Source organism: Paenibacillus luteus (assembly GCF_006542765.1).
Classification (GTDB): domain Bacteria; phylum Bacillota; class Bacilli; order Paenibacillales; family Paenibacillaceae; genus Pristimantibacillus; species Pristimantibacillus luteus.
On record NZ_SKCD01000036.1, the window covers coordinates 1 to 20,652 of the forward strand.

The following is a 20,652-nucleotide window of genomic DNA, read 5'->3' on the forward strand; positions in this document are numbered from 1 at the left end:
TTTTTGTGGTAAACTTCACTTTATGGGTGCTCCTCTCTTTGGGTGATGTTGTCTTCGTAAACACCATTCTACCAAAGATTAGGGCACTTTTTTATGTTTTTATGAGGTCGCACTTTCGTAATTCAGGATTAATTGTTTGTACTTATTAGGTTTCTTCATCTTTTCTCTTATTACAGTTCTGTTATTTATTGTATTTTGTTTTAAGCTATTTGTTTTCTTTATCAAGAAGAAGCCATTTCCTAAAAAACTGATAATTGCAACTCTCCTATGAATTGGTATCGTTTCAGCTCAAGTGATATACAATACATACTTTTTTACATTCGATAACCTTGAAGGTGAATTTTATAAAGGACCTGTGGAATCCCCAACCGGTAAATATACTGCTAATGCTTACTATAAAACTTATGGCGGTGCCGCTGGTGGAGTTAACTTATGGGTAGAAATTAATTATCATGATGATAACAAAATGAAGACTGTTTATCATAGTGATGCTAATAGAAACTTTTCTATAGAATGGAAAAATGAAAATACTATATCTATAGTAAATGAGGAACCAGGGTACTCCAGTTCAAACAAAAGTGTTAAATTGAACGTTGAAAAAGAGACTTATTTCGATGGAGGTTTGGTTTGGAGGATAATAAACAATCAACATTAACAGAGCCTGAAAATAAAAATAAGCGTTACGCTAACTGGGAACGAGAGTTCAATAAAAACACGGAAGCAGTCGACCACAATAATCGGCTGCTTCATTACGTTAAAGGGGCAGTTTAGCTTAATGGTACAATGGTAAAAAATTCATTGTGGACGTGATTAATATGGAGATGCTGAGAGACGGAAATATTATACCAGGAAAGAGTATAGGTCAATTTGAGATTGGATGTAAACGAGAAACACTTGTCTCTTTGATTGGGCAAGGATACAAGACTGAAATTCGATCTAACTGCATTGTAATTAAAATGGAAACACTATGGTTTTGGATTGATGAGGAAGAAATAGTATTTCAAATACGCGCATTTAACGGTTTTTATGGAAAGTTTGACGGGAAAATAGGCATTGGAGAGACACTCGAGGATGTTGAAAGCCATTATGGTAAAAGTATTAACGAAGACTATGTCTATCTCATCACCTGCATTCCCGGAATTTGTTTCGAATTAAAAGACGTAAACGATTTAGATGATGTGTGGTATGAGATGAGTGCACCAATCGAATCAATATATGTAATTGCTACAAACTAAAGTTAAACTATCGAGGAACTTTAGCTGAATTAAACCATTCAGCGATTGTTCACAACGATAGCTGCTTTTTCATTGAAGTTAATAGCAGGTTAGTATAGTGAAATTTATGGAGTGAGATTATGATTCAGCCTGCATTGAAGAACTTAGTTATCGTAGGTGATCCCAATATTTATGGACAACTTGAGATTAATAACGAAGTGAATGTTGGAGATGATTTTCTACTCTCAGGAACAGCGTGTGTCGGAACTGATGGAACTGATGCTTGTGATTTATTTGATTTTACCGTCGTCTCCCCAAAAGCGTTAGCTAGGAAAGTTATTAATACTGGTCTTGTTGTTGGAAGAGGTTACTTCATTATTGAGCAATTTAGCATTGGTCAGATTGAATATAAAGTAAAAGAGATTCTTTCAAAGCATTCAGCAGAAACTTGGGAAGAACTTTCGGTGTTACTACGACCGTATTTTTACTGGGAATACGAAAAGGAGTAAAAATATAGGGCACTAAGCTAACAGCCAGATTTGTTCAACAAAATAGGAGGTGTTGCATATGAAGCATCTGAAATTCTTCCTTTTGTTCTTTGTCATTGTTTCCGTGTTCTCATCAAATATAGAAGAAGCGTTAGCCAGTACCTACCCCAGTTCCGTTGCTTGGAATAATCTCCTATATGGTCTTTCCACCGAGGAAGTCGATAACAAAGACATTGGCAATAAGATTGGAAAGATTGAAAGCCAAAGAACTCCGATGCCAAAGAAGAACGGCGAGTCAAATGATAGTATACCAGTAGGAAGCGTGTTGTTTGAAATTAAAGGGGCAGCCACTCAAAATGTAATAGCAGTTAAGGTAAACGATAAGTTCTTCAAGGCATCTAAATTTGGATCGATTCAAGTTACAACAGACCAGTCCAATAAACAAACATGGATAGTTACACTATCATTTATTTGTTTCTTGGTCCTTTTAACAATGATAATTGTATGGAGAAGAAGACGTATGGGGTAGTTCATTCCGCTAACGGGTAACAATAGTTCGATGATTGAAGCAGTGATGCGTATCTCAAAAAGCCCCATTTAGGGGCTTTTTGTCTTTTCCAAGACATAGACTTGGTTGTTTTTGGGTTCCAAAGCTTGAGCTTTAAAGAGATGAGTTATAAGCCGAGCACCAATATATTCGGCCTTAATCCGGAAGCAATCTGCAGGAGGTGGCAACTGCCGCCGGCGTTAGAGTTTTTCACTCGCTTCGACCTGCATTATTGCCGCCGGTGTTGGGAGCAGTCCTATTTGATTTGGCCATCCAAAATCAAGGTATCAAATCAAAAATAGTGCTATTTTGTCGAAGGCGCTTCCGCGTTATAGTGAGGTGGTATCAGAAGAAAACGCTGTCAAAAGGATTTGTTATCAGGATAATGACGGCACAAGGGGGCAGAGGAATTGGTAGAGGGAGCGAATGCGGAAAGACGGAAGCAGACGGAACGCGTCATACGGAAAGCACATGAAGGTCGGCCTCCCGGCACTATTCGCCAGGAGAGATACGACGTCGTTGTTTGCGGAGGCGGCTTGGCCGGGTTTTGCGCGGCGGTGGCTTCTGCAAGACAAGGGGCAAGAACGTGTCTTGTTCAAGATCGACCCGTCTTCGGTGGCAACAGTTCATCCGAGGTCAGAGTGACGCCGCACGGGGCGGCCGCGTTCCACGTGTACGCGCGGGAGACAGGCATTATCTCGGAGCTTCTGATCGAAGAACGCGCCCATAATCACGAGGTTATCTTCGAGAACGGATGGACGAACAGCGTATGGGACATGACGATGTACGATCTGGCCATGCGCACGCCTAATCTGACCTTCCATTTGAATACGTCCATCGTCGACGTTCGCAAAAGTGCGGAGCGCCGCATCGAAGCGGTCATCGGGCTTGTGGCGAACGCGGAGACGACGTTGGAACTCTCCGGTGATATCTTTATCGATTGCACAGGCGACGGGCTCGTTGCGGATCATGCCGGCTGCGAATGGCATATGGGTTCGGAAGGACGCGAGGAGTATGACGAACCGCATGCGCCGCTTCAGGCGAGCGGCGACGTGATGGGCTCGTCGCTGCTGTTCAAGACGATGGATACGGGCGCTCCGGCTCCGTTCGAGGCGCCGGAATGGGCGGCGAAACTGGATAACCCGGACTTCTTCTACAAGCAAGGCCGCAGGCCTAACGATATGCGGGGCGGCTACTGGTGGATCGAGATCGGCGTGCCTTGGCATACGATACGCGAGAACGAGGACATTCGGCATCAATTGACGCGATACGTGCTGGGCGTCTGGGATTGGATCAAGAACAAGGATCCGCAGACGAAGGAGCTTGCTGCGCACCACGCTATCGATTGGATCGGGCAGGTGCCCGGCAAGCGGGAGAGTCGGAGAATACAAGGCCTTTATCTAATGACGGAGCATGATCCGCAGAACAGAACCGTATTCGAAGACGAGATCGCCTACGGCGGTTGGTTCCTGGACTTGCACACTCCGGGGGGACTGCTGGCGCCGACGAGCGAGCATGCGAGCTCGGAAGGCTATGACGAGACGAGCTCGTATATGGTCAAGAGCTATTGCGGTCCTTACGGTATCCCGCTCCGTTCGACCATCGCCAGGGACGTCGACAATCTGATGATGGCCGGCCGCAATATCAGCGTTACGCATGCCGCACTCGGAACGGTGCGGGTCATGGGGACGACCGCGCTCATCGGACAGGCCGTCGGTACCTCGGCAGCCATCGCACTTAAGCGTGGCATCGCGGTCCAGGACCTTCCGACCGAAGCGGTTCGGGACGTGCAGCAGATATTGCTCCGCGACGGCTGCTTCCTGCCGAACTCGGTGAACGAGGATGAGCGTGACTTGGCCCGCACGGCCCGGCTCTCCGCGAGCAGCGAGGCTGCTGTCGTTGGAATAAACCCGGAGACGGATACCGCACGGCGGGATCCGGCGAGCGAGTGTTTGCGCCAACGCAAGGGCCAATGGCTCGCGATCGCCGAAGAGGCGCTGGATCGCGTATCGGTCTGCTTGTCCAATCTGTCGGACGAAGAGCAAACGGTGGATGCTTGTATCGTACCCGTCGATCACATCTGGGATTATCGGACGGAGCTTCAACCGCTCGCCGCAGTCAAGCTCAAGGTCAAGCCCGGCGCCGCCTTCGAATGGATCGATTGGGACGTTCGTCTGACTTCGGCATCGGGCCTCAAGCCGGGCAGCTACGTTCGACTCGATCTGCTCTCGAATCCGAACGTTAATTGGCATGTTGCGTCGGGCGTCGTGCCTGCGCATACTTGCGCGTACGAAATGGGCGGAGGGAAGATGCGCAGGGATTGGAACGGACCGACGAGGAGCTTCCGCATCGAGCCGCCGCAGCATTGCTTCGGTCCAGAGCAAGCGGTAAGCGGCGTGGCGCGCCCTCATCACTACACGAATCTGTGGCGTTCGGATCCGGCGGAGTTGCTGTCGCAATGGCTTGAGTTAACGTGGGAGCAGACGCAGTCGATCGGCTGCGTGGAGCTGTCGTTCCCCGGTCATCTGCTGTGGGAGTACCGCGGGTACGCGCCGTTCTACCGAGACCCGCAATGTCCGAAGGATTATCGGATCGAAGCATGGGCGGACGGGGAATGGACGGAAGTTGCAGCCGTTCGGGGCAACTACCAACGGCATTGCCGGCATAAGCTGGAGCGGCCGATCGAGACAGCCAAGTTGCGCGTCGTGGTCGAGGCAACCAACGGCGACCCTTCCGCCGCCATTTACGAGATTCGCTGCTATCCGCCGCAAGACGAATGACGATTGACGAGTATAACCGTGCAAGCTCCGATTCGGCTATTGCTGATCGGGGCTTGTTTGACGTTTATCTGGATCGGCGATACTCCTTCGGGGAGATGCCGAAGTAATTTTTGAATGCGCGAGAGAAGTGATACAGGTTGCCGTAGCCGACCTTCTCGGACACTTCGTTAATGCGCAAGGTAGGATCCTGCAGCAGCTTGCTGGCTACTTCCATCCGTACCTTGATTAAATAGGCGGTAAAGGTCAGCCCGGTCCGCTCTTTGAACAGCTTGCTGAAGTAAGAGTAGTTCATGGATACCCGATTCGCCACCTCCGCGAGCTGCACTTCGCGGTTGAAGTTCTCCCTGACGAATGCTTCCGCGAACGAGATGACGGTGTCCGCCGGTTCGGCATTCTCGCTCGCGGAACGCTTCGCACTGTCCGTGTACGCCACTAAATACTGGCGAAGGTCGCCTAGCGTATGAAAGGAGGCAAGCGCGCGGATTTGCTCGCGCTCTTCAAACGGCAGACGTCCGTCGAAACGTCGCCGGATTTCCGTCAGCAGCAGCTCGTAAACCGCCTTGAGCCGGTCGAGGGACTCGCTCCCGATCAGGCTGTCGGGCAGCCAACGGTCGATCCATTGAGAGATCCTCTCCAATTGCAACGTTTCGACGGCGTGGCGAAGCTCCTCGATATCCTTGCGGGAAGGCAACTGCCCATCCGTTCCGCCGGGCCGAATGTCCGAATTCGATGACAGCACTTCGCAAGGCTCTCGAAGAATGCGGTACGACATGGCAAGCTTAGCTTGCTTATACTGCTTCGGCAGGTCGGCCGGCCGACACGGCCCGCTGACGGACGCGACCGCATGCTCTGCGCCGGCCTCCTTTAATCCCTTTACCGTCTCCCTAATCATGGAAGATGCAGCGTCAAACGAGACGTCATCCGTGAAGTTGATAACCGCACAGACGCTCCCGTCCCCGTCGTGGAACGCCAACAGCCGAAATTCCTCCGGATGCCCGACTTCGCGGGCATTCCGCTCCAAGAGCGATTGTGCTAAGTCCAAATCTCCGGAGTGATAAGGATTGCCGCTAATATGGAACAAAGCAACGGCAGCCGAACTGTGGATCAAATAAGAGTCTGTTAGCTCAAAATCGGGAGAGCTGATCGCATCGCCGTTGCCTCGAGGATGACTGGCCCCGTTCAGAACCGCGTTCAATCGCGAGGTGAGCATCATCCGTTCGGCCTTGCGGCTTCGTTCCGCTTGTGCGGCCTTCTTGCCGTCCTCCGCGATAGCTGCGATCGCAATCCGGATCTGCTTAGCTAATTCGGCCGACCCCGCCGGCTTTAGCAGATAGTCGAGAGCGCCGTATTTAAAGGCCTCCCGGACGTAAGCGTAATCGCCGTAGCCGCTGAGCAGGATGAATTTGGACGACGGCAGCTCGGCCGAGAGCCGACGGATCACTTCAATGCCGTCGATATCGGGCATGCGCATGTCTGTAATGACGATATGCGGCTTCAAATCGGCGGCAGCTTGCAGCCCCTCCTCTCCGCCGCAGGCGACATGAATCTGAGAGATCTCGGCAAGACCCGCGCGCTCGAGCTTCGCTTTGACGCCGTCGCCGATCAGTTGCTCGTCATCGATAATGAGCACGTTGTACATGGCTGTCTTCCTCTCCTGCATCGTAGGGGATGGTGATGATCGTCTCCGCGTAATCGCCTTCTACGCTGATAAGCCGAATCGAGTATTCCTCGCCGTAGAACAGCTTCAGTCGTTCGTTGATGTTGCTGAGCCCGATGCTTTCCCTTGTTTGATCGTTAGCTGGCGTATATTCGGTTTTCCTGAACCGCTGGTTAAGGTAAGCAAGGCGTGCCGGTTCGACTCCCGGACCGTTGTCCCGGATCGAAAGCAGGACGGTGTCGTCGGACTGAAATGAAGCGACGAGGCCGATGCGCAGCAATCCCTTCGCCGGGAATCCGTGCCGGATGCTGTTCTCTACGACCGGCTGCAGAAGGAAGCGAATCACGCGTAACGGAAGGAGCCGGTCCGGCACCTGAACGCTTAGTTCAATTTCGCTGCCGTATTTGATTTTCTGCAGGTTCATGTATTGCTCCAGATAGCGAATCTCGGACTCTAGCGTCGCGAACTTCGATTGTCCGTCCATATTGTAACGCATCATTTTGCCGAAATCGGCCATCGCATCGGACTCTTGGAACTGACCGGCCAGTTCCATCCTCGCGCTGAACATATCGAGAGTATTGTAAATGAAATGGGGATTGATCTGAGCTTGCAGTGCGGCGAGCTGAGCGTCCTTCTGCATCGTCTCTTTGCGAATCATGTCCTTCATCAGCATCGTTACCTTGTTCAACAGAAGATTGAACTTCTCGGTAATAACCCCGAATTCGTCCCGCCGGTCGATCGGAATAGGCTTGAAGCCGGCTTCAATCGCCTGATCCATCTGGCGGATGCTCGTTCTCATTTTGCGCAGCACCATCTTAAGCACGGAATAGAATGAGAACAGCAGAACGACCATCGTCGCGATGAAGACGAGGTTGCTTGCTGCTTGCAAGGAATTCGCTGTGCGCGGCTGAGAGACGGTCATCAGCATGGACAAGCCGACGCCCTTCAGCTTCTCTCCGATATACAACTTACCATCGCGTATGGAATAGTCGCCAGAAGACAGCGTTTGCAGGAGTAGGGAAGAGAGAGGGTTCTCGCTTTCTTCCGGGTATAGAATATGGCCTTGTTCGTCCGCGATGACGATGTCTTGACCGCTCTCCGACGGTCCTTGGGCGGTCGCAAGCAAATCGCTTGGTCGAACTTCGACGAGCGTGAAGCCGAGATCATTGCCTTCCAATGAGATCATCTTCTGCACGAAGCCGAAGGTTTGGCCGCTCACCGTGTTATCGCGGACGATCCAGGCCGATTTCGAGCCGGAACGGACGAACGAATCGTACCAAGGCTCCCGTTTGGCTTTGGACGAATGGTAGAAGGCGCCGAAGCCCTCGGGGATCGTCTCGTTGTTCATGAAGACGGATATCTTCTCGGTATTGACCTTCTGGAACAGCATCGCATAGTTGATGAGCGGCGCCGCGTAACTAAAGTAGGTATCCAGCGAATTGTTATCCTCTGAGAAGGGGCCCTCCAGAAATTCCTGCAAACGATAATTGAAAGTGATGGAATCGCTGACGCTCTCGATCAGATCGATCTTGTTCTCGATCGTGTGTTTCATCTGCTTCAGCGCCGTAGCGGAATTCGAGACCAATTGAGCGCGGACGAACTGCTGGGATTGATCGTAGGTATAGAGCCCGAGTACGCTAAAAGGAAGCAGTATCAACAGCACGAACGCGAGCATTACCTTGCTTTTGATGCTTATGGCGTTTAATTGGCGGCGCATCGTCGTACCTTCTCTCGATGGTTATGGGTCCTACTTCACGTATTCGACAATTTACTAGTTAACCCTTCCCGTCGCCTGGATAATCCAAAATGAAGGTATCAAAACAAAAACCGAGCTATTTTTATAAGCGCTTTCAAGTCTTATAGTTGGATTAAGCTTCCGGCGCTGAAGCAAAATCAAACAAAGAGAACGTTACTCGCTATCGCCATTCGAGAGGCGGTCCGGTAACGAACGGGGGTGGACTAGAAGTGGAAAGAACCTTAGAGGCGGGACACCGCGCTCCTGCTTCAGGAACGGAGGGGACTGGCCGACGCTCAAGATGGAAGAGCCAATTCGCGCTACAGAGCATGGTATGGCCTGGGCTGCTGTTCCTTATCGTATTTTCGTATGTGCCTATGTATGGTATTCTGATTGCCTTTAAAAATTTCGATTTGTTCTTAGGCGTCATGGACTCGCCATGGGCAGGATTTAGCCACTTTAGGGAGTTCCTCACGGACCCTAACTTTATGAACGTGCTGCGCAATACACTGGCGATGAATTTGCTCGCGCTCTTTCTTGGGTTTCCCGCGCCGATCCTGTTCGCTCTCCTCTTAAACGAGCTGACGGGAGTACGCTTCAAGCGATTCGTGCAAACGGTTTCGTATTTGCCGCACTTCGTCTCCTGGGTTATCTTCGGCGGGTTGATCCTGACCGTGCTGTCGCCTTCGAATGGGATCCTCAATCTGCTAATCGTCAAGCTGCATATATCGGATGAGCCGATCAACTTCATGGGTAATCCGGAGCTGTTCTGGATCATCATGGTCGGGGCGGAGATGCTGAAGGGTATCGGTTGGGGGGCAATCATCTATATCGCGGCGATTGCAGGCGTGGATCCAGAGCTTCACGAGGCGGCTACAATCGACGGAGCCGGCAGGCTCCAGCGCATGCGCTATGTTACGGTGCCCAGCATTATGGGGACGATTGTCATCATGCTCATTTTCGCTGTCAGCTCAATTCTCAATACTGGCTTCGAGCAAATCATGGTGATGCAGAATCCGCTGAATCTCGACGTTAGCGAGACGATCGATACTTACGTGTACAAGGTCGGACTTCAGCAGATGCGCTATTCCTACTCGACAGCTGTCGGTTTGGCCAAATCGCTTGTCGCGCTCGTCCTGCTGTTCGGGGCGAATTACGTATCACGTAAGCTTACCAATAACAGTCTGTTCTAAGGTAAGATGAAGGAGGAATTAAGAATGAATATCCGCTCTAAAGGAGATAAGTGGTTCGACGCATTTAATGTCATCATCATGACGTCCATCGTGGTGCTTACGATCGCCCCGTTTTGGTTCGCGCTGGTCGGCTCGTTTAACCAGGGACTTGACTATATGCGGGGAGGGGTCTATTTCTGGCCTCGCACGTTTACGCTATCCAATTATTTTTCGGTTTTTTCCGATCAAACGATTTTTCATGCCTATTTCGTTACGATATCTCGAACGATCGTCGGCACGGCGCTGCACGTGGCGTTCACCGCGCTCGTGGCTTACGGCATGTCGCGTAGAGCGCTGGCCGGCCGTAACGTTTATATGATCGTTATGATGTTCACGATGTTTTTCTACGGCGGCCTTGTCCCGACTTATTTGCTGTACAAGGATCTCGGTTTGCTTAACAACTTTCTGGTCTACATCATTCCTACGATGTTCAGCGTCTGGGACATGATTATCGTCATGTCGTTCTTCCGTTCGATACCCGAGCAGATCATCGAGTCCGCGAAGATCGACGGAGCCGGCGAATACCGCATTTTTCTGCAGCTCATCCTGCCGCTCACCAAGCCCGTCTTGGCGGCTATAGCTTTGTTCAACGGGGTGTATCACTGGAACGCGTATACCGACGCGATGCTGTTCACGACCAAGGAAGCGCTAGAGCCGGTTCAACTGTTCCTCATGCGCATCGTCACGGATTCGTCGGAAGCGTCGAAGTTCGGGGAGCAGGCTGCAAGCGTCATGCCGGAAGAAGCGAAGCAGATCAGCCCCGAGACGCTCAAGCTTGCCATGATGATGGCGACGACGGCGCCGATCCTGGTTATCTATCCGTTCCTACAGAAGTATTTCGTCAAAGGCGTTCTCATTGGTTCTGTCAAAGGTTGATTTTCGCGTCAAGCAGGCACGTACGGGTCTGCTTGACGCGAATGAACAACATATAGCACTTACAAGACAAAGGGGAGGCAAAAGTACATGCAATTCAGCAAAAAATGGATCGGCGCCACGCTGGCAGCCGTTCTGATGGGTGGACTTCTCGCGGGTTGTTCATCCGGCAACGAAAACGCGAGCAACGCGAAGTCCTCGGAATCGGCCGTTCCGTCTGGAACAGCGTCACCGGGTGAGAAGCAGGAGAACAAGTCTCCGATCAAGATCACTTGGTTCGTGGACCAGGATTACTACAAGAAGAATTGGGATCCGGAAAACAACCTGCTTGACAAAATGATTACCGACGACACCGGCATCTCAATCGACTTCACCTCTGGCAACTCCGACAAGCTTAGTGCCATCATCGCTTCCGGTGATATCCCCGACGTTATTACGCTCGATAAAGGATCACCGCAGCGCGGTGTGCTCGAGAAGTCGGGTCTCGTCTCGCCGCTTGACGAGCTGATTAAGCAGCACGACCCGGACTTCTTGGTTCCGAAGTCGATGCAGGACTGGTTTCGCAACCCGGACGGACACTTCTATGGCTTTGCAAGCTTCTTCTGGGCGAAGGAATCGTTCCAGCCGGGCGACCGCATTCGCAGCAACCAGGGATTATACGCAAGGCAGGATATCATGGATCAACTCGGCATTAAGGCGGAGGACTTCAATACGAAGGAAGGCCTGGTGTCCGCACTGCATAAGGTCAAGGAGTCAGGGACGAAATACAATGGCTTTACGGTAACTCCCGCGTATTTCGAGAGCTGGATTATCGGCAACTTCTTCGGCGCTCCTCGAGAGGACTCGCAAGGCAATCTGATCGATCGCGAACGCACGCCGGAGATGCTTGAAGCTTACAAGTTCCTGAATCGACTATACCGAGAAGGCTTGATGCCGGAAGACAGCCAAACGCTCGACAAGAATCAGATCCAAGAGAAGGTCACGAACGGCGCTGTCTTCGCCTTTACGAATAGGACGATCGACTGGAGCGCGCTCTATCAGGCGGACCCGAAAGCCGTCTTCGTTCACGTGGGGCCAGTGGCAGGCGACTCGGGCAGCAAACAGTATGTCGATCCCGTCAGTTCGTCAGGCTGGACGCTTTCGATGATCAACAGCAAGACAAAATACCCGGATCGTATCATCAAGCTGTTCAATTACTTGTCCACGGAGGAAATGAGCTTAAACGTAAATTACGGTCCGAAAGGCGCGGCATGGAATTACGACGAGAACGGCAAGGTAAAGTTGACCGACGAGTTCAATACGCTGAATGCCGAAGATGCGAACAAAGCCAAGCTTAAATACGGCAACGGGACGCTGCAATGGTTGATCAATTGGTTGCCGATCCAGAGAACCACGCCGGCAACGAGCACGGAGGACGCGAGGATAAAGGAAGAGTCGACCATTTACTTCGCCGATTTCACATATGATATGCTTCCGTTCGAATCGATAACTCCGCTGGGTGGCACCGAGGAAGGCGGCATCAACGCGAAGATCGAGGAGCAACGCAAGAAGCAGCGGGCCAAGATGATCCTCGCCAAGTCGGAAGCTGATATCGAGAAGTTTTTTAATGAAGAGATCCAGAGGGAAGAGAAGCTCGGTTATCAGAAGCTGTACGACTACCAGAATAAACAGTTCCAAGAAGCGAAGAAGGCGCTTGGTATGACCTTCGCTTGGCCGGCGAATCAGAAGAAATAAGCTTTGGAGAAGAGACAAAATACGCGGATGCTATTCTTGGCGTCCGCGTATCCAATTGGAGCGAGAGGAACGGCTGAATCGGAGCAAAGGGGTACGATTACGATGATTGCGAAGTCCAAACGGATAAGCCGCAAGTGTCTGGCCGGATGGTTAGTGTTGATACTCACGATTCCGCTGTTTAACGTGGGCGCAACCGAGGCGAAGGCGGATGTGCCCGCGGGCTGGCAGCGGATCGACACTGAGCCGATGATTGCCCAAGGTAGCGCTTTGGATCTGTCAGCGATGAACGATGCGCCAGCGGGGAAGCACGGTTTTATCCAAATTGATTCCGACGGGGATTACGTCTTCGAGCAGCAACCGCAGCGGAAAGTAAAGCTTTATGGGGCCAATTTATCCTGGAATATGTACTATGGCTCTCATGAGGATGCCGATCGTACGGCGGAACGTTTGGCGCGACTAGGCTATAACGTCGTACGGCTGCATTCTTTAGATTCCATGGCAGATTGGGCGCCCGGCATCTTCCAGCCGAACTCTCCGACCCCGCAGTTGAATGCCGATAGGCTGGATCAAGTCGAATATCTCATCTCCAGGCTCAAGGCTCACGGCATCTATGTCGCGATCGATCTGTTCCAGTTGTATGACTTCAAGAACGTACCGGTTTTAGGCGAGTATGCGGAGGGATATAATTCGGCCTATCTTCTCCCTACGCTGCCAGAAGCGATGGAAATGTGGAAGGCGATCGCGAGTGTGTGGCTCTCCCATGTCAATCCGTATACCGGGATTGCCCTGAAGGACGATCCTGTGCTCGTGGGCGTCAGTCCATGGAACGAGTCGCTTCTGCTCAACATGAATCTCAACTCGATGAAAGTAAAGTTCCGCGCATTTCTATTAGATGATTTCAACGACTTCCTGGCGGATACGTACGGCGAAGCTCCAATCTCGTCGATCGACAATCAATACTGGAATGCGAGCGGTACGATCAAGGATCGCCTAAGCGCCTATTACTCGAAGAAGACCATTTCGGCATCGAACGAGATGCGAAATTATTTGAAGCAGGAGCTCGGGGTAGAAGTGCCGGTCGGAGGATTGAACCACATTATTAGTCCGAACGTGAATTACTGGCGGAACCAAGCGTCGGACGTCTACGAGACGCACTTGTATCACCAGTTCGTCGATAACCGGATTTACGAGAATGGTAAATATGGCTTCCAATTCAGACCTCTCAAATTCCCGCGTCTCAGCATGTCGTTCGATAGCTCAACGAACGCGAACTATCCGAAGGATTGGGCGAGCGATCGGCTGTTCGGAAACTATTATCCGGCTTTGTCTTTAAGGCAAGGGTACGAAACTCCTTTCTTGCTGACAGAATTCCAAGACACGTTCCCAGCCAAGGGGCGCGAGGAAGCTGGTATCTTCGTCGGCGCGACAGGAGCGTTCCAAGGCTGGGATATGTTAAATCGATATTCATTCGGCATGAACGTCGGCGACGCCTACTCGAACGGAAGACTCGGAACGCCGGAGTCGTTCTCTATCGCGAATGACCCGCTAGCGATTCTATCTGAGGCGGAGGGTTCGCTACTGTTCCGGACCGGTACCATACAGGCCAGCGTGCCGAAGTTCGCCATCGTATGGGATAAGATGTGGGCTCGCGACAAAGGCGCCGCTTCCGAGATCGAGGCGTATATCGCCAACATGATGTATATCCCGCATCTGTTCAACACGGCAACCGTGTATGCGGATAACCCGAGCGTCCCCTTCGCGGTTTACCGGATCACGCCGGAGCTGACCACGCAGCAGATCGAGGCGGGTCAATTCCCCGCTGTGAACCGAATCGCGATCACGAGCGGCATGACGGATCGGCAAGTGGCCGAAGCGATGATCAACTCGCTCGACGCTTCCCAGACGAAGACGGCAATGCTTGACGCACTGAATGAGAACAAGCTGCTGTCCGACACGGGAGAGCTTCTGTTCGACCTGAATCTGAACACCTATATGGTTCGGACGCCAACGGTCGTCGCGGCGGCCGGCACGATGGACAATTACGATCTTGAACTCGGTCCGGCAACCGTGACCGGCGATGTGTACAAGGGCACGTTCTTCGCTTCCTCCCTAGACGAAAAATCGTTGGAAGACAGCGACAGGCTGCTGCTTATTTATACGACGGACGTCGCAGCTACGGACGAAGAGACGGTACAGTTGTCCACGGGCGAAGTCAAATACTTTAAAGGCAAGCTACCTACGCTAGCCAAGGAACAAACCGCGCAATTCCGGTTATCGGTCGACCGCCCTGCGGGGGGATACAAAGCCTATAAACTGTCACTTAACGGCGTGAGGCTGGAAGAGATTCCTGTGACGGTCTCAGGAAGCGACCTTGTCGTTCAGCTCGTTACAGATAAAGGTTTCGCCTTCGAGCTTATCTATGACCCGTTATTCGCGGATACGTTCGAGAACGGGAACGCGAGCGGTTGGACTACGGTAAAAGGACAATGGAGCGTGGTCCAAGACGGGGAGACTACCGTTTATCGCTCCGCCGCAAAGGGCAAGACAGTGATCGATGCGACATACGGCAGCGACTACTCGGTGGAAGCCGACATCAAGTCGACGACCGCTAAGGGAGAAGTCGGCTTACTGGCAAGATACGCAGACAACGACCATTATTATGTATTCAAGTACAATGCGCAAAAGGGTAAGGCTGTAATCAAGAAACGAGAGAGCGGGATGACCTCCGTTATTCAATCGGTGTCCGGGCTGACGACAATCGCAGCGGGCACACCCTATAAGCTGCGGTTCGAAACGGAAGGAACGTCGCTAATCGGATCGGTGAACGGCCAGACAATTATTACCGCCGTCGACTCTTCGATCGCCGAAGGAAAAGCGGGACTTGTGTCAAACTCGAAGAAGCCCGTTGCATTCGACAACGTTCTGGTCCAACATTACGATCGTTCGGCTCCTACGCCTCCCGCAAACTTAACCACTACAGTGCTCTCTTCTTCAGAGATTAACTTAACCTGGCAGGAATCCACAGACGAAACGGACGTCGCGGGCTATAAGGTCTACCGGAACGGAACGGATATCGCCACCGTTAACGGCTCGGTGTATAACTACAAGGATGCGGGACTGAATGCCGTGACGACGTATCATTACGCGGTTAAAGCTTACGATCCGGGATGCCGGCTATCGGATCCCAGCATCGAAGCAATTGCGACTACATCGAACTTGCTATTTGAGGACAACTTCGAGGATGGAGTTGTGAGCGATTGGACGGTCGTCTCCAATTGGGGGAACTTCTCGGTCGTAACCGACGGGAATTCGAAAGTCTATTTGTCCGACAACGCGGATAAAGGCGGAACCAAGTCAGTGACGGGACTTAGCACATGGACGGATTATAGCATCGAGGCCAAGACGAAAGTGGACACCTGGCAAGGCCGCGTAGGCTTGGTTGCGAGATTCGTTGACTACAACAATTTTTACTACATGTATTACGCAAGCTATTACAAGAGAATGTTCCTCGTTAAGCTGCAGAACGGCGTAGAGACGACATTGGCCACATCGCCCATTCTCTCAGATCCGACGACCGGTGTCTACCATACCTATCGGTTGGAAGTGAGAGGGAACTCGCTTAAAGCGTACTTGGACGGGCAATTACTTGCCAGCGCGACGGATTCCGCCTTCGGTATCGGCAAAGCGGGCGTATTCTCTCATCTGGAGAAAGCATATTTCGATGACGTAAAAATCCAGGCGATGTTGTAATCGGTCCTATTCGAGGTCAATTGCCGTTGCCTCGGCATTCAGGGGGTTTATCTCTATGCGTTTACTCGAACGCGCCAGCGCGATGACGCCGAAGCTTTCAAGCTCTTTCTCCGCAGGCGGCCATCTAGCTTCTGCGGCGGGCACGCAATACGACGAGGGCCGGCCCGGTGCCGCGGACGAGGCGGAACGCCAGTCTGGCCGGCCCGATCTTCTCATGAAGTGCTGTACCGTCATCACGATGCGCGATCCGCATACGCATGAAGTCTCCCGAACGAATCTGTTAGGATCGGACATTCCCCCGAGCAACTAGCGTTGCACGGCAGCGACGAACGCTTAACGGCGGATACGCCTCGGACCTTTCTCTGGCATGCGTCCGACTACGGAGCGGTGCGGTCTAGAATAGCATGCAGTTTGCTGCGGATCCTCGAAGGCATAGCGTCCTGTTCGATCTACATGACTACGTGCATGGCCGGCACGGCATTGGTCTCGAGGAAGACGACGTCCATGTTCGCAGTTGGACGGTCGCTTGCGGCAGTTGGCTCAAATACAACGGCTTTTAAAATACTTATCAAAATCATATTTTGCCAAATAAATCAATAGTTATCAGAACGGCTAATCTACAGACCTCCTAAAGGGTGTAAGCTGATGACGAATAGAGAGAATGGGGAGGAAATAGGTGTGAAGAACAAAATATCCGTTCAGTTATACACGCTCCGCGAGCAGTGTGCCGCTGACTTTCCCGGAGTGCTTCGCGAACTGGCTCGAATCGGTTACGGTGCCGTCCAGTTTGCCGGATTCTACGGGTACGATCGAGCCATACTGAAATCCGTGCTGAAGGAAACGGGGCTTCACGTATCCGGCTTGCATTACGGCGGGGATGAACTGCTTAACGATACGGAGCGTGCGATTGCCGAAGCGAAGTTTTTCGGAACGCCTGACATCGTGTGTGCCGGAATCGGCGAAGAGTACCGGGACGAAGCGGGATATCGGATGCTCAAACTTCGGTTCAACGAGTTGGCAGATCGTCTGCAAAGCGAGGGGTTACGAATCAGCTATCATAATCACGCCTTCGAATTCGAAACGGCGGTGGACGGGAAGGACGGGCTGTCGTACCTGATCGCGCCTGAGGAGGACAATGTCATTCTTGCAGAACCAGACGTCTACTGGCTGAAAAAGGGCGGACACGACCCCGTCGAATTCCTCGCGCCTTATGCCGGACGAGTCCCGATTCTGCACATGAAGGATATGACGGACGACGAGGAACAAGCCTATGCAGAGATCGGCACAGGGACGATCGATTTCGATGCGATTATTCGCTGGGGAGAGGAGTCGGGCGTCGAATGGTACGTCGTGGAGCAGGATAGCTGTAGGACGGATCCGTTAGAATGCGTCAAGACGAGTTACTCCAATTTGGTTAGGCTAATGAAGAAGATCAAGAAGGAGGAGGAGGCGCGGCATGGCTAAATTGAAGGTCGGTATCATCGGTACTGGCAATATAAGCGGGATTTACATGGATAACGGGAAGCGCTTCGAATCGATGGAGATCGTGGCGTGCGCGGATTTGGACGAGGAGCGCGCCAAAGCCAAGGGAGAAGAATACGGCGTTCGCGGCTGTTCGGTAGACGAGTTGCTCGCCGATCCGGACATTCAGATGGTCATCAACCTGACCATTCCCCAGGCCCATGGGCCGGTTGCTATGCAAGTGCTGGAAGCGGGAAAGCACGTCTACACGGAGAAGCCGCTGGCCGCTACGCGCGAGGAAGGCATTCGCGTACTTGAGACGGCGAGAAGCAAAGGTCTGCGTGTCGGCGGCGCGCCGGATACCTTCCTGGGCGGCGGCATCCAGACGTGTATCAAGCTGATCGAAGAGAACGCGATCGGTACGCCTATCGGCGCAACCGCTTTCATGATGGGTAGTGGACCGGAAAGCTGGCACCCCAACCCGGACTTTTTTTATCAGCCTGGCGGCGGGCCGCTGTTCGATATGGGGCCCTATTATTTGACCGCGCTGGTTGCGCTGCTCGGTCCTATCTCCCGCGTGACGGGTTCAGCGAAGATCTCGTTCCCGGAACGGGTCGCCAAAAGCGAGAAGCTTAACGGGAAGAAGATCAAAGTCGAGACGCCGACCCACATCGGTGGCGTGCTCGATTTTGTATCTGGACCGATGGCGATGCTGCTGACAAGCTTCGATATCAACGGCGGTTCTATTCTGCCGCGGATCGAGCTGTACGGGAGCGAGGGGACGCTGCTGGTGCCGGACCCCAACACGTTTACCGGTCCCGTGAAGCTGAGACGGATGGGCGATGAAGAATGGTCGGATATTCCACTGACGCATGGTAAGACCGAGAATGCCCGAGGCGTCGGCGCCGCAGATATGGCACAGGCGATTATGTCCGGTCGCGGCCACCGCGCGAGCGGCGACTTGGCCTATCACGTACTAGAAGCAATGTTCGGCATTCTCGACGCTTCTTCCCAAAGCGTTCATTATACGATGCAAAGCACTTGCCAGAAACCAATCCCGTTCCCGACGGGACTTACAGACGCCGAACTAGAAGTATAACTGCAATGCAGGGATTCAATTTTCTGAAATGACTTTTTAACTTGCTTACAAAGAGTAGAACAATAAGGCGGCCGGAACTGTTAGCTTACGGTTCCGCGGGCGGCGCCCGCGCCGCCGAGCATTTGCGGGGAAGCTGACGTCAGCGCAAATCCAACCTTTTCGCTCTTTATGGATTTCGAGCAGTACAAAACGTTTAAACCGACCGACGCGCAGTTAAAAAATGTGAATGCCATGTTGAACCAGGTTGTCGCGTGGAGCGGAGCCTTGAAGAGTTTGCGTAATAATCGTGAGTTAGCGAAAAGACCATTAGAGCTGCTGAAGCTCGAATGGTCTTTTTTTGTGCGTGAATCTCTATTTATTCTGAATATTTGTTTACTCATTTTTCCTGCAAGTCCTGGGAATATTTCGGTTGCGACACTTACAGTGTCCAGTAACTTTCCCCCGATTTATCGCCGTGCGGAAAGGAGGTTCCGCCGATGGGTACGGAATTACTGTCGGATGACAAAAACCTTATCCCATTCCTACGGTCATATCGATTGTAAGGAAAACGAGTGGGACGCTGTAGCTGAGATCCGCTACTTAAACTTCGTTAGATCACTGTAAGGCCACGCCATAAATGAGGAGGCAGGGGGTGCAACGGAGCGCTGGCTTTAAACTATCGGGCAAGTTAATGGAATGGTCGGTAGCTCTTTTTCGCTAAAAGTAAACATGAAAACGTTTATAGTTGTGATATTATTTAGATAGCCACAATTGAATAAAAAATGAGACGAGGTCTCCTTATGCGGATAGATTTTCGAGTAAATCATGACGATTTTGATAAACATATTGATTTTACGGAAGCGCAAGTATTTTTCTCTTCACCAATTGAGCGAATGTGTACATTTCAAGCTTGGGGGATTGCAGTGTTATGTGAAACTCCTCTAAATAAGGAACTAAAAAAACATGTAGGTCAAGAAGTGGGGAACTATAACAGTTACTCGTCTCTATATAAAGAACTAAAGAAGCATCTGGAAGTCGAAGGGGATATTTATGTTTCTGGAATGGTTTCGGTAATATTTCCCAATGTAGAGACAGGAGTCATTGAAGTTGCACTCTTTAAAGAAAGTGGCGAAGGTTTTTTATACGGACCAGAGGGTATTGTACGAGTTACGCGGAGATGGGGAAATACCATTTCATCTAGTAAGAAGGAGTATTACATCGATTTTATATCAGACTGGCCTTTTGGAAGCGGCAATCTGCGGATTTACGCTGAGAATGAGTTTATACTTTCGATTGATGTGAAGGACTGTATTCCTCTTAGTTGGTATGTAGAAAATCCAGAGAAGTATGCGTATCAGATGAGGGTAAAAGATTAAGCTAACGGGAGACTATAGCACACAAGGCATTACGGCAGCCAGCTAGACATTGGCTGCCTATTCGTTCAACAAACGGCTAGTTTAGTTTAATAAGGCTTGTAAAAATCGTGTACCTTGAAGGAAGTATTGAGTTACAACTAGAATGTTACAAAAAACTAAATTCTGAGGAAGTGGTTATATGAGTTATGATGTCCATATTACTAAGGCAGAGCACTGGATATATAGTGAAAAAAATCCTATAGCAGTTGAAGACATAGAGAAGGTTTCTGATCTCTTAGACACATTCAAGGGAGTACCTTTTCAATATAAAGATGGCAGGCTTATGATAAGTAGTGCTGACGAAAGGGTAATTGGACTTATGATTGATATTGCAAATAGAATAGATGTTCGGGTTCAAGGAGATGATGGAGAATATTACAACAATGACGAAAATAAATATCCGCAACCTCCTGAATACCTAAAGCAAGATTTAAATGAACCTGAAGTTGACATTCTTGATGAGAAGAAACAATTTGTTGAATCTCTTGGAATCAATAAAAAAATTCTACATCCTAAGTATGGTACAGGTAAAATTATTGAAATACTTGGCGAAGGAATGGATACAGAACTCGTAGTAAAGTTTACTGATAAAGAAAAGACAACACGATTACTAGCTTATTACGCGCCAATAAGCTTCTAAATATTCTTATTTCATTAAGCTAAATGGGAAACGAGATTTCAATAAAAA

Annotated in this window: 17 protein-coding genes and 2 pseudogenes; 15 read left to right on the plus strand and 4 right to left on the minus strand. The window is 50.9% G+C overall.

Annotated features, from left to right (window positions below; translation table 11 throughout):
* Positions 1-292: 292 nt before the first annotated feature.
* The 5 genes from E0496_RS24875 (at position 293) to E0496_RS24895 (ending at position 5,029) form a co-directional block, all read left to right on the plus strand.
* Positions 293-655, plus strand: a complete 363-nt coding sequence (locus E0496_RS24875) for a DUF5412 family protein (RefSeq protein WP_161601558.1) — start codon at positions 293-295, stop codon at positions 653-655.
* Positions 656-815: 160 nt separating this feature from the next.
* Entirely contained in the window at positions 816-1,235 is a 420-nt protein-coding gene (locus E0496_RS24880; RefSeq protein ID WP_141504459.1) for a hypothetical protein, read from the plus strand.
* A gap of 119 nt (positions 1,236-1,354) precedes the next feature.
* Positions 1,355-1,723 carry an Imm8 family immunity protein gene (locus E0496_RS24885; protein ID WP_141504460.1) on the plus strand — a complete coding sequence of 123 codons (369 nt, stop codon included), beginning with the start codon at positions 1,355-1,357 and terminating at the stop codon, positions 1,721-1,723.
* A gap of 58 nt (positions 1,724-1,781) precedes the next feature.
* Positions 1,782-2,231 (plus strand): hypothetical protein, encoded by a 450-nt coding sequence (locus tag E0496_RS24890; protein ID WP_141504461.1) that lies wholly within the window; start codon positions 1,782-1,784, stop codon positions 2,229-2,231.
* A gap of 512 nt (positions 2,232-2,743) precedes the next feature.
* Complete coding sequence (locus E0496_RS24895) at positions 2,744-5,029, plus strand: FAD-dependent oxidoreductase (protein ID WP_141504487.1); 2,286 nt, start codon at positions 2,744-2,746, stop codon at positions 5,027-5,029.
* 64 nt (positions 5,030-5,093) lie between these two features.
* On the opposite strand, the gene E0496_RS24900 is transcribed toward E0496_RS24895, so the two are convergent.
* The 3 genes and pseudogenes from E0496_RS24900 to E0496_RS24905 form a co-directional block, all read right to left on the minus strand.
* A complete protein-coding gene (locus E0496_RS24900; RefSeq protein ID WP_241674976.1) occupies positions 5,094-6,242 on the minus strand; it encodes a helix-turn-helix transcriptional regulator in 1,149 nt (382 codons plus the stop codon).
* A gap of 135 nt (positions 6,243-6,377) precedes the next feature.
* Positions 6,378-6,689, minus strand: a pseudogene (locus E0496_RS37260) (response regulator); the annotation flags it as partial.
* On the minus strand, positions 6,643-8,403 hold the full coding sequence (locus tag E0496_RS24905) for a cache domain-containing sensor histidine kinase (protein ID WP_141504463.1): 1,761 nt from the start codon (positions 8,401-8,403) through the stop codon (positions 6,643-6,645). The pseudogene E0496_RS37260 and the gene E0496_RS24905, both read right to left, overlap by 47 nt.
* Before the next feature lie 248 nt (positions 8,404-8,651).
* Here E0496_RS24905 and E0496_RS24910 point away from each other — a divergent pair, with 248 nt between their 5' ends.
* From E0496_RS24910 to E0496_RS24930, 5 genes are all read left to right on the plus strand, one after another.
* Entirely contained in the window at positions 8,652-9,614 is a 963-nt protein-coding gene (locus E0496_RS24910; RefSeq protein ID WP_241674978.1) for an ABC transporter permease, read from the plus strand.
* 24 nt (positions 9,615-9,638) lie between these two features.
* Positions 9,639-10,529: a carbohydrate ABC transporter permease gene (locus E0496_RS24915; protein ID WP_141504464.1), complete on the plus strand. Its 891-nt coding sequence runs from the start codon at positions 9,639-9,641 to the stop codon at positions 10,527-10,529.
* Positions 10,530-10,616: 87 nt separating this feature from the next.
* Positions 10,617-12,260 (plus strand): type 2 periplasmic-binding domain-containing protein, encoded by a 1,644-nt coding sequence (locus tag E0496_RS24920; protein ID WP_141504465.1) that lies wholly within the window; start codon positions 10,617-10,619, stop codon positions 12,258-12,260.
* A 3-nt stretch (positions 12,261-12,263) separates the two neighbouring features.
* A complete protein-coding gene (locus tag E0496_RS24925) occupies positions 12,264-16,010 on the plus strand; it encodes a fibronectin type III domain-containing protein (protein ID WP_141504466.1) in 3,747 nt (1,248 codons plus the stop codon).
* A gap of 55 nt (positions 16,011-16,065) precedes the next feature.
* Complete coding sequence (locus tag E0496_RS24930) at positions 16,066-16,320, plus strand: hypothetical protein (RefSeq protein WP_141504467.1); 255 nt, start codon at positions 16,066-16,068, stop codon at positions 16,318-16,320.
* Positions 16,321-16,459: 139 nt separating this feature from the next.
* Here E0496_RS24930 and E0496_RS36960 read toward each other — a convergent pair whose 3' ends face one another.
* Positions 16,460-16,582, minus strand: a complete 123-nt coding sequence (locus E0496_RS36960) for a hypothetical protein (protein WP_277755884.1) — start codon at positions 16,580-16,582, stop codon at positions 16,460-16,462.
* 106 nt (positions 16,583-16,688) lie between these two features.
* Between E0496_RS36960 and E0496_RS24935 the strand changes: the two genes are divergently transcribed.
* The 5 genes and pseudogenes from E0496_RS24935 to E0496_RS24955 all read left to right on the plus strand — a co-directional run bounded on the left by E0496_RS24935 (position 16,689) and on the right by E0496_RS24955 (position 20,604).
* Positions 16,689-17,474 (plus strand): sugar phosphate isomerase/epimerase family protein, encoded by a 786-nt coding sequence (locus tag E0496_RS24935; protein ID WP_141504468.1) that lies wholly within the window; start codon positions 16,689-16,691, stop codon positions 17,472-17,474.
* Positions 17,467-18,570 (plus strand): Gfo/Idh/MocA family protein, encoded by a 1,104-nt coding sequence (locus E0496_RS24940; protein WP_141504469.1) that lies wholly within the window; start codon positions 17,467-17,469, stop codon positions 18,568-18,570. Before E0496_RS24935 ends, E0496_RS24940 begins: the two co-directional genes overlap by 8 nt.
* A gap of 58 nt (positions 18,571-18,628) precedes the next feature.
* Positions 18,629-18,849, plus strand: a pseudogene (locus tag E0496_RS36680) (NADPH-dependent oxidoreductase); the annotation flags it as partial.
* A 500-nt stretch (positions 18,850-19,349) separates the two neighbouring features.
* A complete protein-coding gene (locus E0496_RS24950) occupies positions 19,350-19,925 on the plus strand; it encodes a hypothetical protein (protein ID WP_141504470.1) in 576 nt (191 codons plus the stop codon).
* A 178-nt stretch (positions 19,926-20,103) separates the two neighbouring features.
* Complete coding sequence (locus E0496_RS24955) at positions 20,104-20,604, plus strand: hypothetical protein (protein ID WP_141504471.1); 501 nt, start codon at positions 20,104-20,106, stop codon at positions 20,602-20,604.
* Positions 20,605-20,652 lie beyond the last annotated feature (48 nt).